The sequence below is a fragment of the Rhizobium leucaenae USDA 9039 genome, assembly GCF_000426285.1.
Taxonomy (GTDB): Bacteria; Pseudomonadota; Alphaproteobacteria; order Rhizobiales; family Rhizobiaceae; genus Rhizobium; species Rhizobium leucaenae.
The window spans coordinates 1-12,500 of the sequence record NZ_AUFB01000034.1; the positions used below are offsets into that span (position 1 = coordinate 1).

A 12,500-nucleotide genomic window follows, 5' to 3' on the forward strand; every position below is an offset into this window, starting at 1 on the left:
TCGCGCGTCGACTCGAAGGCTTCACAGCAAAGAAGATATCGTGACGTCTGGTCGGTGACGGTCAGCGGGTAACAGTATTGGCCATTGCCAAGCTTGAACTCGCCCTTGAAGTCGGCACACCACAGATCGTTGGGCAGCAATGCCTGAGATAAGGCGGTTCCCTCGGCCCGAAAGCGTTGTCGTTTGCGGGCATGGGCGACCAGTCCGTGTCGGTCGAGAACGGCATGCACCGTGCTCTTGGACGGCACGCGCACGTCGCCGGTCAGGCGCTTCACCAAAAGCTCCCGGATCTTCCTGGCACCCCAGTGCGGCTTGTTCTTCTTGCATGAGACGATCATCGCCTCGACCGGCTCAGGCAACTGGTTGGCATAACGCACCGGCCGCCTGGACCGATCCGTCAATGCCTCCAGGCCGTCGTCCTTATAGCGATTGAAGATCTTGTAACCGGTCTTGCGCGAGATGCCGAACTCCCGGCACACATCGCTCATGCCTTCGCCCTCCAGAAGCCGGGCGACAAAACGTAGACGTTCCTCCATCACCGAAGTCGCTTTCCACGGCATCAACACCTCCCGCAAAAGCGAAAAGTGTTACCCATGTCTCCGGTACAAAACGTCACCTATCTCTCGGGTCGGGCATTTTAAATAATTGATTTTGAATGATTATTTTCCAGTTTTACCCTTAGGACGTCCTCGTTCAGTTTCGCTGCGCCTGAGATTGCAAGGCGTTTTTTGTCAGCTTCGCGAGTGTAGAGATTGGCCATGGCATCACTGCGCCAGCCGAAGCGAACCTTCAATTCGTTGTTGCTATGGCCAGCTTCCGCGAGAATCTTGGCAAGCGCCTAGCCTTTAGTTTCCACTCGATGCGAAATCGAATAACATCCCTCTTTATGACAGATGGTCAAAGCGAGCATTAGGGGTGTCTATGCAGCCGATCCATTACGGGCTCACGAGGGCAGTTGCCTTGGGCATTCTGATTATTTTTCCGGCTGTTTTCTGTGCTTCCTGCTCGACGGTCGGCGGACAATCTGGTTCCGCAATCGCGAGAAAATCGACAGATCCCGCCACCGCCAAAGACAAAGCGGCCGACCGGCGGCGATGGGCAGAGAGAGTCCAACGAGACAATCAGTTGGCTCCAAGCGGGTCGCAACCGGGTTCCTATGGCTCTGTCCGTCCTCTCTTGACTTGGTGAGCGATAGACCCTCACTATTTGTCAGTCCGTTGCAGCACACAGCGCCGCAACAGAGCCAGACTCAATGCGCCTCCATCGGCCACCCGCCGGCGTCTGCCGGTCTGGTTGCATCTATTGCCATGTCGATGAGGTCATAACCGGCCATTGCACCGATCACTCTTACGACGATGATTGCTGCGCTGAGAAGCGCCAGCGCAGCGATTATCCTGTCGCTTTTCTTCACGTCCTGTCTTATCCCCAATGCCTATAAAACTGCATCCCCACGCAGTGGGCGGCAGTATATCGGGTTTGTGGCGGGGCGCTACGGGTATGTTCAGGACGTCGGCCCTCGCTAAGGGCGCAGACGAAAGTCTTAGTGAAGACGGTCGGTCAGACGGCGTTCAGGTCGGCGATCTCGCCGTGGCGCGCCAGAAGGCGAGGGGACGTCATGTCGCCGGTCTCTTCGTCGACCATGATCGCATAGGCGGCAACGCCGACGAAACGCGCGGACATCGAGGAGGCGATCTTTTCGGCGCTGGCGGCGCTAGATGCCTGCCGCATCTCTCCCGGAACCAGATTTCCACGGTTCTTCTTATAAGGAAGGATAATGAATTTTTCGCCGGATGCCATTGTGCTTGCCCTGATTTGTTCGCATAATGTTCTGGTTAGGGCAAAGAGTCAATATGGTTAATCGTGACCGCTTCGGAATCCCAGATGGTCATAGGAAAACCCGCCAACTGCGTCGCAGCCGGCGGGTTTTGATTGTCGCATGGGCTGCTCAGTGCAGGATCTGGCTCAGGAACAGCTTGGTGCGTTCGTGCTGCGGATGTTCGAAGAATTCCTTCGGCGAATTCTGTTCGACGATCTGGCCTTGGTCCATGAAGATCACGCGGTTGGCGACCTGGCGGGCGAAGCCCATTTCGTGGGTGACGCAGAGCATGGTCATGCCTTCTTCGGCGAGACCCACCATCGTATCCAGCACTTCCTTGATCATTTCCGGGTCGAGTGCCGAGGTCGGCTCATCGAACAGCATGATCTTCGGGTTCATGCAGAGCGAACGGGCGATCGCCACACGCTGCTGTTGACCGCCGGAAAGCTGGCCAGGATATTTCTTCGCCTGCTCCGGAATCTTGACGCGGGTGAGGAAGTGCATCGCAATTTCCTCCGCCTGCTTCTTCGGCATCTTGCGCACCCAGATCGGTGCCAGCGTGCAGTTTTCCAGGATCGTCAGATGCGGGAAGAGGTTGAAGTGCTGGAACACCATGCCGACTTCGCGGCGGACTTCGTCGATCTTCTTCAGGTCGTTCGTCAGTTCCGTGCCATCGACGATGATCTGGCCCTTCTGATGCTCTTCAAGGCGGTTGATACAGCGGATCATCGTCGATTTGCCCGAGCCGGAAGGCCCGGCAATAACGATTCGCTCACCGCGCATGACCTTGAGGTTGATGTCACGCAGCACGTGGAAATCGCCGTACCACTTGTTCATGTTGATCATTTCGACCGCAACTTCCGTATCGGAAATGGTCAGTTTTTTGGGTTGGGCGTCAGCCATATTTTTTTCCCTCAGTTTTTATCGTTTGTGGCCAGTGTCGAGATGGCGTTCCATGAAGCCTGAATAGCGCGACATGCCGAAGCAGAACAGCCAGAATATGAAGCCGGCGAAGACCAGACCCGTAAGCGGTGTCACGGCGCTTGCCCAATTCGCGTCGGAGAAATTCTGACGGACGATGCCGAGCAGGTCGAACATGCTGATGATCGACACCAGCGACGTGTCCTTGAACATGCCGATGAAGGTGTTGACGATGCCGGGTATGACGAGTTTGATCGCCTGCGGCAGAACAATCAGGCGCATCTTTTGCCAGTAGCCGAGGCCAAGCGAATCGGCACCTTCGAACTGTCCCTTCGGAACCGCCTGCAGACCGCCGCGGATGACTTCGGCCATGTAGGCCGAGGTGAAGATCGAAACGCCGACGACGGCGCGCAGCAGCTTGTCCACCGTCCAGCCCTGCGGCAGGAAGAGCGGCAGCATGACGCTCGCCATGAACAGCACCGTAATTAGCGGAATGCCTCGGATGACCTCGATGAAGAGGACGCATAGCATGCGGATAACGGGCATTTTCGAGCGTCGTCCCAGCGCAAGTAGGATGCCCAAAGGAAATGAGACCACGATCGCGATGAAGCAAAGCACCAGATTCACCATCAGCCCGCCCCACTTCTGCGTTTCTACGACTGGGAGGCCGAAACCGCCATAAAGCAGAAAGAACGACACGATGGGCAGCACGATGAATGCCAGAATGGCATTCAGTCCCTTCCGCGGAACAGACGGTATCATCATCGGTCCCACAGTGAGCACGGCTAGAATGGCGACGATCACTGGCCGCCAACGTTCATCTGGTGTGTAAAGGCCGACGAGGAAGATGGTGAACTTCGACCGGACAAAGGCCCAGCAAGCGCCGCTCCAGCCATCGGGTTGCGTTCCGCCCTGCACAGTGGTCGCACAGAAGGTGCGATCGGTGCCGTTCCAGACGGCTTGGAAAAACAGCCAGTTGGCGATGTGCGGAATGGCCCAGGCGAGAAAAGCTATGGCAAGAATGGTCAGAACGACATCTTTCGGTGTCGCCAGCAGATTTTTTCTGAGCCAATGCACGACGCCTTTTTCACTCGATGGCGCGGGCAGTTGAGGCAGGATTGTCTTGCTCACGAAGCTTTGGTTTGTGTTGGACATATTATCTCTCCACCAAAGCCATCTTGGCATTGAACCAGTTCATGAACAGCGACGTCGCGATGCTCAGTGCGAGGTAGACAAGCATCCAGATAATAAAGACTTCGATGGCGCGGCCTGACTGATTGAGAATCACGCCACCGACAGCGACCAGGTCGGCATAGCCGATGGCGATTGCGAGCGAGGAGTTCTTTGTCAGATTGAGATACTGGCTGGTCAATGGGGGAATGATGATGCGCATTGCCTGTGGAATGACGATGAGCCGGGTGATGGCGCCGGAGCGAAGCCCAAGCGCACCAGCCGCTTCCGACTGCCCCTTGGCCACGGCGCGAATGCCGCCGCGAACGATTTCGGCGATATAGGAGGCCGTATAGAAGGAAAGCGCCAGAAACAGCGAGATGAATTCCGGCCCAATGACAGAGCCACCTGTCAGATTGAACTTGCCGGCGACAGGGTAGTCAAAGGAAAGCGGCATGCCGGCTGCAAAGAAGGTCAGGAGCGGCAAACCGATGAATATCGCCACAGCCGCCGAAATCGTGTGAAATTGCTTGCCGGTCGTCGCCTGGCGCCTGTGCGCCCAGCGGGCCACGAAGAATATGGCTATGATGGCGACCACGACGGCGATGCCGACGGCCCACATGCCGGCACCAAAGATGGGGTTCGGAAAGGCAAGGCCGCGATTGCTCAAATAGCTTGAGAACGGCAGATGCAAGGCCTCGCGAGCCTGTGGCAGCAGCACCAGCACGCCGCTATACCAGAAGAAGATAACGAGCAACGGCGGGATATTTCGGAACAACTCGACATAGGCTTGGCAGAGTTTCGCGATCAGCCAGTTGTGTGAAAGCCGGCCGATACCGACGATAAAGCCGATAATCGTCGCCGCGATGATGCCCGATATTGCTATGAGAATAGTATTGAGCAGGCCGACGACGAGCGCGTTGATGTTGGTGGAATCGCTCGAAAATGGAATCAGCGCCTGGCCGAGATTGAAACCGGCGCGTCCGCCCAGAAACGAAAATCCAAAAGGCTGGTTCGACGCGCGCAGATTCTCGACGGTGTTGTGGATAACGAAGCCGATGAGCGCCAGCAGAATTGCGATGGTAAAGACTTGGTAAACCAAGCCTCGGACTTTGGGATTATTGATCGCTGATCCGGACGAACGGTCGCCCTCGGGCGAATTAATGGTAATTGCCATATAGACTTTTTCCCCTCTGTGCCCGTTTCGGGCTTGTTTTCTTAAGGGAAGGAAAGGCGGCGAAACCGCCTTTCCTAATGTCATCACATCTGGTCGCGGCTTAGCGGACCGGAGGTGCGTACTGAATGCCGCCCTTGTTCCACAGAGCGTTCAATCCACGCTGAATCTTTAGCGGGCTGCCGGCGCCGATGTTGCGGTCGAAGACTTCGCCATAATTGCCGACGCCCTTGATGATGTTATACGCCCAATCGTTGGTCAGGCCGAGGTCGGTGCCGATGGTCGAGCCCTGCTCGACGCCGAGGAAGCGCTTGATATCCGGGTTGGCCGAATTCTTCATTTCATCGACGTTCTTCTGCGTAATGCCGAATTCTTCGGCATTGATCAGAGCATAAGCGGTCCAGCTCACGATATCGAACCACTGGTCGTCGCCCTGGCGAACGGCCGGTCCGAGCGGCTCCTTGGAAATGATTTCCGGCAGAACGACGTTATCGTCAGGGTTCTTCAGGGTCAGGCGCAGCGCGTAGAGGCCGGACTGGTCGGTGGTGTAGACGTCGCAACGGCCGGAGTCGTAAGCGGCGTTGACTTCTTCGAGCTTGTCGAAGACCACCGGATTGTACTGAAGATTGTTGGTCTTGAAGTAGTCGGCGAGGTTAAGCTCGGTCGTCGTGCCGGATTGAACGCAAACGGCAGCACCGGAGAGTTCCAGAGCCGACTTTACGTTCAGTTCCTTACGAACCATGAAGCCCTGGCCGTCATAGTAGGTGACCGGGCGGAAGTTGAGGCCAAGCGCGGTATCGCGGTTGATCGTCCAGGTGGTGTTGCGAGACAGCAGGTCGATTTCACCGGACTGCAGCGCAGTGAAACGGTCTTTCGCGCTGAGAGGGGTGTACTTCACCTTGGTCACGTCGCCAAAGACGGCTGCAGCAACCGCCTTGCACAGGTCGACGTCGAAGCCGGCATAATTCCCGGAAGCATCGGGCTGTGAAAAGCCAAGAAGGGCGCTATTCACGCCACATTGAACAAAGCCTTTGGCTTTCACATCGCTCAACGTCGAAGCCGATGCGCCCGACGCGGTGTATGCCAAAGCTGCCGCTCCGAGGAATACGGACAGAGCAATCTTTTTCATCTTTCCCAACCTTTGTCTATTGTTTTATAGTTAAAGCGTATCGCTCCCGAAGCAGGCTCTCGGAGAACCGTGTCCCTCACTCTCCCGGTGCGAGTGATGCTATCACAGTCGTAAATGCATTTGCGGTCAAGACACAGCCCAAATTATTGAGGAATAATTCGGTCTTTTCGCCGGTTTAGGCTCGAAAGCGGGCGGTTGGCTTCTAATTGAGCAGCGTTTTGCCAAAAAACTGCGCGAAAATGATGGATTGTTTCGTCATTTCGGTATTTTAGTTTGTGCATAAATATCGGAATTTTCTGGTCATTCGGGGTTGACCCCGCCGGGCTCGGCGGCCACTAATCGAAGTCTCCACAGCGCCAAAGGCATACCCAGACATGAAAGACAAAGACACATTGCTGCAGAACGCCGGCATCAACACGCGTTTGTCCCACATCGGTAATTCGCCCTCCGATTTCCATGGTTTCGTCAATCCGCCGGTTGTGCATGCCTCGACGGTGCTGTTCCCCAATGCGCGAACCATGGAACTGCGCGACCAGAAATATACCTATGGCACGCGCGGCACGCCGACGACCGATGCGCTTTGTGAGGCTATCGATGCGCTGGAAGGATCGGCAGGAACGATCCTCGTGCCGTCCGGGCTTGCAGCGATCACGGTGCCGTTCCTCGGCTTTCTGTCTTCAGGCGACCACGCGCTGATCGTCGATTCGGTCTATGGGCCGACGCGAATCTTCTGCGACACCATGCTGAAGCGTCTCGGTGTCGAGGTCGAATATTACGACCCGTCGGTGGGCGCCGGCATCGAGCTGTTGATCAAGCCGAACACCCGGCTGGTGCACACGGAAGCGCCGGGCTCCAATACCTTTGAAATGCAGGATATTTCCGCGATTTCGACCGCCGCTCATCGGCATGACTGCGTCGTCACCATGGACAATACCTGGGCGACGCCCGTCTATTTCAAACCACTGGATCATGGCGTCGACATCTCCATTCACGCGTCGACGAAATATCCGGCCGGTCACTCGGATATTCTGATGGGGACCGTGTCCGCCAATGCCGCTCATTGGAACCAGTTGAGCGACGCCAATATCCAGCTCGGTATCTGCGGCGCGCCGGATGATGCCTATCAGGTGCTGCGGGGTCTGCGCACCATGGGCGTGCGCCTGGAGCGCCATCAGGAAAGCGCGCTCGCTATCGCGCAATGGCTGGAGAGCCGCGACGACGTCGCGCGCGTGTTGCATCCGGCGCTGCCAAGCTTCCCGAGCCATGAACTTTGGAAGCGCGACTTCAAGGGATCGAGCGGCATCTTCTCCTTTGTATTGGCCGTCGACCGTCCGGAGAAATTCAAGGCCAAGGCCCATGCCTTCCTCGATGCGCTGCGGATTTTCGGCCTGGGCTATTCCTGGGGCGGCTTTGAAAGCCTCGCATTGCACGTCAATCTCAATGACCGGCGCATCAGCAAGGCGCCGCCGGAAGGGCCGGTCCTGCGCCTGCAGATCGGCCTTGAGGACGTCGCCGACATCAAGGCCGATATCGAAAGAGGCCTTGCCGCCGCCAAAGAGGCCTGATCAGCCTATAGCGCGATAGCCGTAGATCCAATCCAGATCCGCCGCGAGCCTTTGCGGCGGACGCATGGACAGAACCAGATCGCGTGCCAGTCGCACGGGTCCGCGGACATGATAGGCAAATTGGTTGAAGGCAGCGCGCTGGCGCAGTCGCGCGATTCGCGGCAGGCGATGCTTTTCAAAGAGATCGAGCGCTTCGGCGAGGGGATGTGACGCCACCATGCCGGCGAGCTCGAAGGCATCTTCGATCGCCATCGCGGCACCTTGCGCCGCAAAGGGCATCATCGCATGAGCGGCGTCGCCGATCAGGATAACGTTTGCACCATTGTGCCAGCGACCGGCGCTCGCTTCATAGAGCGGCCAAAAGGTCGCTTGTTCCTGGCGTTCGAGCATTGACGTGATGGCATCGTTCCAGCCTGAGAAGCGCCGCAGAAGATGCTCGCGTTGCGCCTTGGTGCCGGTGGCGCTCCAATCATGGCTGGTACTGCTTCCGGAGATGTTCGCCACGATGTTGAAGGTGGCATGTTCCTTGATGGGATAGCTGACGAGATGTGCCGAGGGACCAAGAAACGCCGTGACGCTCGTTCTGTCGAGAATGCTTGGGGCGGAGGTCTCGGGAATGGTGAAACGCCAGGCGATATTGCCGGAGAAATGCGGCGAGGGAGCGCTCGGCACCAATGCGCGCGTCCTCGACCAGACACCATCGGCGCCGATGATCATATCCACATCCTCGCGGATGGCCGCGTCCAGCACCTGTCGGTCCGTGACATCGATCGCCCGGCCGAGATGCAGTTCACAGAGCGGATTGGCCGTCACTGCTGCGAGAAGCGCCTTTTGCAGCGTTGCGCGATGAACGGCGCCATAAGGAGAACCCCAGCGCTCCCTGGCGAAGCTGCCGCAGGGCACGGATGCGAGCAGCCGCAAGGATGAACCGGAGACCAGCCGCACTTCCGCCGGTTCCAGCCAGACGGGCCGGAGAGCATCGAGCACGCCGAGCGTGTCGAGAATGCGGGAGGCGTTGGGAGAAATCTGCAGACCTGCGCCAACCTCGGTCAGCGCTTCGGCCTGTTCGAAAATTGCGGCGCGAATGCCGTTTCTTGCCAGCGCCAGCGCCGCGGTAAGGCCGGCTATACCGGCACCGATGATCGCGGCAGTCTTGATCGGCATTTGAGCTAAGTCCGATCTGCTCTCCGAGTTCAGGCGGCCTTGAAATGGAAGACGCAGCCGGCCGGATTGGTTTCGTCCGCCTTCAGCGACGGATTGTAGCGATAGAGCGTCGAGCAGTAGGAGCAGACCTTCTCGCTTTCATCGCCCATGTCGATGAAGATATGCGGATGGTCGTAGGGGACCGAGGCGCCGGTGCACATGAATTCCTTCACGCCGATCTCGATCACTCGGTGTCCGCCGTCGTTCTGGAAATGGGGAATATTGTGGCCGGCCATGATGATCTCCGAATGCGTCTGCCTTGAGCGGCATAAATGTTGCGCCAGACTTGATTGCCCCTCTTTATAATCCTTCTCGCCGATTGTGTAGTGTGAAAGTCCGGCCCGGCGCACAGATTTTCGCGAGTGCGGGGTTCACCTGATATTGCCGATAAAATAAGGTCCGCAGCAAAGAGACGATGTTCACGAAGATCTTTGCCATGAATTTGAATAGCCCTGCCTTTTCCTATTTCGTCCATGACGGTCTCAAGCTGGCCTATTTCGACGAGGGCGATCCGAACGGTGCGCCGGTCCTGTTGATTCACGGCTTTGCCTCGACCGCGATTGCCAATTGGGTCAATCCGGGCTGGCTGAAGTCGCTGGGCGAGGCGGGTTATCGCGTCATCGCCATCGATAACAGAGGCCATGGGTTGAGCGACAAAGCCTATGATGCCGAGGCCTATCGTCCTTGGGTCATGGCGGAGGATGCGGTTGCGCTGCTCGATCATCTCGGCATTCCAAAAGCCCATATCATGGGATACTCCATGGGTGCGCGCATCTCTGCTTTCCTGGCGATCGCCCATCCCGATCGTGTCCGCTCGCTCGTGTTCGGCGGGCTCGGCATCGGCATGATCGATGGCGTCGGCGATTGGGATCCGATCGCAGATGCATTATTGGCGCCATCGGTTGACGATGTCACGCATCTGCGCGGCCGTATGTTCCGGGCCTTCGCCGATCAGAACAAGAGCGACCGTGAAGCGCTCGCCGCCTGCATCAGGGGCTCGCGCGATCTGGTTGCCAAGGAAGACGTGGTAAAGATCGAGGCGCCGACCCTGATCGGTGTCGGCACCAAGGATGACATCGCCGGTTCGCCGCAACAACTCGCGGCGCTGATGCCGCATGCCGAAGCGCTGGATATTCCGAACCGTGACCATATGCTCGCCGTCGGCGACAAGGTATTCAAACAGGCCGTCCTGGAATTCTACGAACGCCTCGGCAATCAATAAATTGGGTGTCACTTCCCGGTGAATTGCGGTTTGCGCCGCGCGGCAAAGGCTGCACGGCCTTCGGCATAGTCGGCGCTATCGAAGGTTTCGGCGCCAATCACCTCCGCCTCGCGCAAGAGGTCGCTGTCCTGTTCGATCACGGCACGAACTGCGAGCTTCGAGGCATGCAATGCGATCGGTGCATTGGCGGCGATGGCGCGGGCGAGCGCCGAAACTTCGTCGTCGAATGCGTCTGTTGTAATCTCTTCCAGCAGAAAGCCGGCCGCAACCATTTTGCCGGCCGACATCGGTGCGCCGGTGAAAAGCGTGACCTTGGCCATCTGAGGGCCGAGCGCGTTGACGATGTCCTGCACCGCATCGGCAGGGTAGGCGATGCCGAGGCGGACGGCGGGCACAGAGAACCGAGCGCCCTCGGCCGCGACACGCAGATCGCAGGCGGCGGCAATGCCGAAACCGCCACCGTAACAGATGCCACGGATTGCGGCGATCGTCGGCACACGGCAATGTCGGATCGCGGTAAAGGCACTGCTGTTCAGCGCCTCATAGCTGACAGCGGTTTCGGCATCCTTGCGCAGGCTGTCGAATTCGCTGATATCGGCGCCGGTCGAAAAATCCTGCCCAGCACCGCGAATGATGATGACATGCGCCTGCGCCTTATCGGTCAAAAGGCGAATGGCCTGCGGTACGGCGCGCCACATTGCTGCGCTCATGGCGTTCTTGCGGTCGGGATTATCGATGGTGAGTGTACCGATGGCGTTGCTGCACGTAGCGCGCAGGAAACCGCCAGCAAAATCATGCTCAAAACTCATGCGCGCCGAACCCATTTATGTTGTCGGAGTTTTACTCTATATAATGTTTCACCGACAGGAAATCAGGAGACCGTCAATGGTCGCAGCAACGGACATTCGCCAGGTCGAAGGCGTCGGCCCGGTAAAGGTCGTCGATCCCATCTGGGGCAGCGTGCGGGAAGAAGCACGCGCGGCCGCCGAGCGGGATCCGCTTTTGGCCGCCTTCCTCTATTCCACGATCATCAATCACAGGTCGCTGGAAGAATGCGTCATCTATCGCATTTGCGAACGTCTCGACCATCCGGATATGCAGGGCATCCTGCTGCGCCAGACCTTTGAGGAAATGCTGGCCGATTGGCCGGAATGGGGCTCGATCCTGCGCGTTGATATTCAGGCCGTCTATGACCGCGATCCGGCTTGCCTGCGCTTCATGGAGCCGGTTCTTTATTTCAAGGGCTTCCATGCCCTGCAGACGCATCGGCTGGCTCATTGGCTGCTCAATCGCGGCCGCCGGGATTTTGCGCTTTATCTGCAGAGCCGTTCCTCCAGCGTTTTCCAGACCGATATCAACCCGGCTGCGCGCATCGGCAAGGGCATTTTCCTCGATCATGCAACGGGTCTGGTGGTCGGCGAAACGGCCGTCATCGGCGACAACGTCTCGATCCTGCATGGCGTCACTCTCGGCGGCACCGGCAAGGAAGGCAGCGACCGTCATCCGAAGATCGCCCATGGCGTGCTGATCGGCGCCGGCGCAAAGATCCTCGGCAATATCCAGATCGGCCATTGCTCGCGCATCGCCGCCGGTTCGGTGGTGCTAAAGGAAGTGCCCCCGAAGACGACGGTGGCCGGCGTGCCGGCCAAGGTGGTCGGTGAAGCCGGCTGTTCGGAACCATCCCGCTCGATGGATCAACTCCTTGCCGAGCAGATGGTCGCCGAGCAAATCATGGGTGCTGGAATCTAGCGGAAATCCCACCCGATCGTCAGAGTTTTGCGCCGCCGGCAAAGGCAGAAGGCGCGCTTCCGGTCTTTACACCGCCGCTTTTCCTATGCAAGAAGCGGCCAACCCGAGAATCCTCACGGAGATGAATTGTGAAGCCTGACGAAATCAAGAAGCTCGACGCCTACTTCAAACGCACGTTCAATCCGCAGGTCGTAGTCAAGGCCCGCCCTCGCAAGAACGATTCCGCGGAAGTCTATCTTGGCGAAGAGTTCCTGGGCGTTGTCTACATCGACGACGAAGATGGCGACCGTTCCTACAACTTTTCCATGGCCATCCTGGACGTCGATCTCTGATCGAGAACTCGGCGGTCTGACCGGCGCTCGACCTCTGGTCGATTCTTCGGTTTTCAATAAGGCTGGTATCAGAGAACCGCATTTCACTGAAATGCGGTTCCTTTTTTGAAAAATCGCCCTGAAGTAGGCCGCATCCTGTTACTTGCGATCGCATTCGGTCTATTGCCGGCCGAAATTCGTTTTTTTTATTGAAACCGAATATTTTTCGCTAAGCCTTAA

14 protein-coding genes are annotated in these 12,500 nt (G+C 57.7%); 4 read left to right on the plus strand and 10 right to left on the minus strand.

Annotated features, from left to right (window positions below; all coding sequences use genetic code 11):
* The 7 genes from K290_RS0128910 to K290_RS0128940 form a co-directional block, all read right to left on the minus strand.
* On the minus strand, positions 1 to 560 hold a 560-nt coding region (locus tag K290_RS0128910), incomplete at its 3' end, for a helix-turn-helix domain-containing protein (protein ID WP_028754997.1).
* A 689-nt stretch (positions 561 to 1,249) separates the two neighbouring features.
* A complete protein-coding gene (locus K290_RS38095; protein ID WP_172831025.1) occupies positions 1,250 to 1,411 on the minus strand; it encodes a hypothetical protein in 162 nt (53 codons plus the stop codon).
* Between the two features lie 146 nt (positions 1,412 to 1,557).
* A complete protein-coding gene (locus K290_RS0128920) occupies positions 1,558 to 1,797 on the minus strand; it encodes a hypothetical protein (RefSeq protein WP_028754998.1) in 240 nt (79 codons plus the stop codon).
* A 148-nt stretch (positions 1,798 to 1,945) separates the two neighbouring features.
* Entirely contained in the window at positions 1,946 to 2,719 is a 774-nt protein-coding gene (locus tag K290_RS0128925) for an amino acid ABC transporter ATP-binding protein (protein ID WP_028754999.1), read from the minus strand.
* Between the two features lie 18 nt (positions 2,720 to 2,737).
* On the minus strand, positions 2,738 to 3,892 hold the full coding sequence (locus tag K290_RS0128930) for an amino acid ABC transporter permease (RefSeq protein WP_028755000.1): 1,155 nt from the start codon (positions 3,890 to 3,892) through the stop codon (positions 2,738 to 2,740).
* A gap of 1 nt (position 3,893) precedes the next feature.
* The gene (locus K290_RS0128935; protein WP_037136549.1) at positions 3,894 to 5,084 is read right to left on the minus strand and encodes an amino acid ABC transporter permease; all 1,191 of its coding nucleotides are present in this window, start codon (positions 5,082 to 5,084) and stop codon (positions 3,894 to 3,896) included.
* Between the two features lie 100 nt (positions 5,085 to 5,184).
* Positions 5,185 to 6,210: an amino acid ABC transporter substrate-binding protein gene (locus K290_RS0128940; RefSeq protein WP_028755002.1), complete on the minus strand. Its 1,026-nt coding sequence runs from the start codon at positions 6,208 to 6,210 to the stop codon at positions 5,185 to 5,187.
* A 374-nt stretch (positions 6,211 to 6,584) separates the two neighbouring features.
* On the opposite strand from K290_RS0128940, the gene K290_RS0128945 reads away from it, so the two are divergent.
* The gene (locus K290_RS0128945; RefSeq protein WP_028755003.1) at positions 6,585 to 7,775 is read left to right on the plus strand and encodes a cystathionine beta-lyase; all 1,191 of its coding nucleotides are present in this window, start codon (positions 6,585 to 6,587) and stop codon (positions 7,773 to 7,775) included.
* On the opposite strand, the gene K290_RS0128950 is transcribed toward K290_RS0128945, so the two are convergent.
* Together K290_RS0128950 and K290_RS0128955 are read right to left on the minus strand one after the other, a co-directional pair.
* Positions 7,776 to 8,939: an FAD-dependent monooxygenase gene (locus K290_RS0128950; protein WP_028755004.1), complete on the minus strand. Its 1,164-nt coding sequence runs from the start codon at positions 8,937 to 8,939 to the stop codon at positions 7,776 to 7,778. It abuts the gene before it with no gap.
* A gap of 29 nt (positions 8,940 to 8,968) precedes the next feature.
* On the minus strand, positions 8,969 to 9,214 hold the full coding sequence (locus K290_RS0128955) for a zinc-finger domain-containing protein (RefSeq protein WP_028755005.1): 246 nt from the start codon (positions 9,212 to 9,214) through the stop codon (positions 8,969 to 8,971).
* Between the two features lie 200 nt (positions 9,215 to 9,414).
* Between K290_RS0128955 and K290_RS0128960 the strand changes: the two genes are divergently transcribed.
* Entirely contained in the window at positions 9,415 to 10,200 is a 786-nt protein-coding gene (locus tag K290_RS0128960) for an alpha/beta fold hydrolase (protein ID WP_028755006.1), read from the plus strand.
* Positions 10,201 to 10,208: 8 nt separating this feature from the next.
* On the opposite strand, the gene K290_RS0128965 is transcribed toward K290_RS0128960, so the two are convergent.
* Positions 10,209 to 11,009, minus strand: coding sequence for an enoyl-CoA hydratase-related protein (locus K290_RS0128965; protein WP_028755007.1), 801 nt, complete (start codon positions 11,007 to 11,009; stop codon positions 10,209 to 10,211).
* A 76-nt stretch (positions 11,010 to 11,085) separates the two neighbouring features.
* Here K290_RS0128965 and cysE point away from each other — a divergent pair, with 76 nt between their 5' ends.
* Together cysE and K290_RS0128975 are read left to right on the plus strand one after the other, a co-directional pair.
* Positions 11,086 to 11,949 carry a serine O-acetyltransferase gene (cysE, locus tag K290_RS0128970; protein WP_028755008.1) on the plus strand — a complete coding sequence of 288 codons (864 nt, stop codon included), beginning with the start codon at positions 11,086 to 11,088 and terminating at the stop codon, positions 11,947 to 11,949.
* 128 nt (positions 11,950 to 12,077) lie between these two features.
* On the plus strand, positions 12,078 to 12,281 hold the full coding sequence (locus K290_RS0128975) for a DUF3126 family protein (RefSeq protein WP_028755009.1): 204 nt from the start codon (positions 12,078 to 12,080) through the stop codon (positions 12,279 to 12,281).
* Positions 12,282 to 12,500 lie beyond the last annotated feature (219 nt).

What these genes read in the sequence shown, in the direction of transcription:
- K290_RS0128920 (WP_028754998.1), bottom strand. Translation starts at nt 1,797, where the DNA reads ATGGCATCCGGCGAAAAATTCATTATCCTTCCTTATAAGAAGAACCGT.
- K290_RS0128925 (WP_028754999.1), bottom strand. Translation starts at nt 2,719, where the DNA reads ATGGCTGACGCCCAACCCAAAAAACTGACCATTTCCGATACGGAAGTT.
- K290_RS0128930 (WP_028755000.1), bottom strand. Translation starts at nt 3,892, where the DNA reads ATGTCCAACACAAACCAAAGCTTCGTGAGCAAGACAATCCTGCCTCAA.
- K290_RS0128935 (WP_037136549.1), bottom strand. Translation starts at nt 5,084, where the DNA reads ATGGCAATTACCATTAATTCGCCCGAGGGCGACCGTTCGTCCGGATCA.
- K290_RS0128940 (WP_028755002.1), bottom strand. Translation starts at nt 6,210, where the DNA reads ATGAAAAAGATTGCTCTGTCCGTATTCCTCGGAGCGGCAGCTTTGGCA.
- K290_RS0128945 (WP_028755003.1), top strand. Translation starts at nt 6,585, where the DNA reads ATGAAAGACAAAGACACATTGCTGCAGAACGCCGGCATCAACACGCGT.
- K290_RS0128950 (WP_028755004.1), bottom strand. Translation starts at nt 8,939, where the DNA reads ATGCCGATCAAGACTGCCGCGATCATCGGTGCCGGTATAGCCGGCCTT.
- K290_RS0128955 (WP_028755005.1), bottom strand. Translation starts at nt 9,214, where the DNA reads ATGGCCGGCCACAATATTCCCCATTTCCAGAACGACGGCGGACACCGA.
- K290_RS0128960 (WP_028755006.1), top strand. Translation starts at nt 9,415, where the DNA reads ATGAATTTGAATAGCCCTGCCTTTTCCTATTTCGTCCATGACGGTCTC.
- K290_RS0128965 (WP_028755007.1), bottom strand. Translation starts at nt 11,009, where the DNA reads ATGAGTTTTGAGCATGATTTTGCTGGCGGTTTCCTGCGCGCTACGTGC.
- cysE (WP_028755008.1), top strand. Translation starts at nt 11,086, where the DNA reads ATGGTCGCAGCAACGGACATTCGCCAGGTCGAAGGCGTCGGCCCGGTA.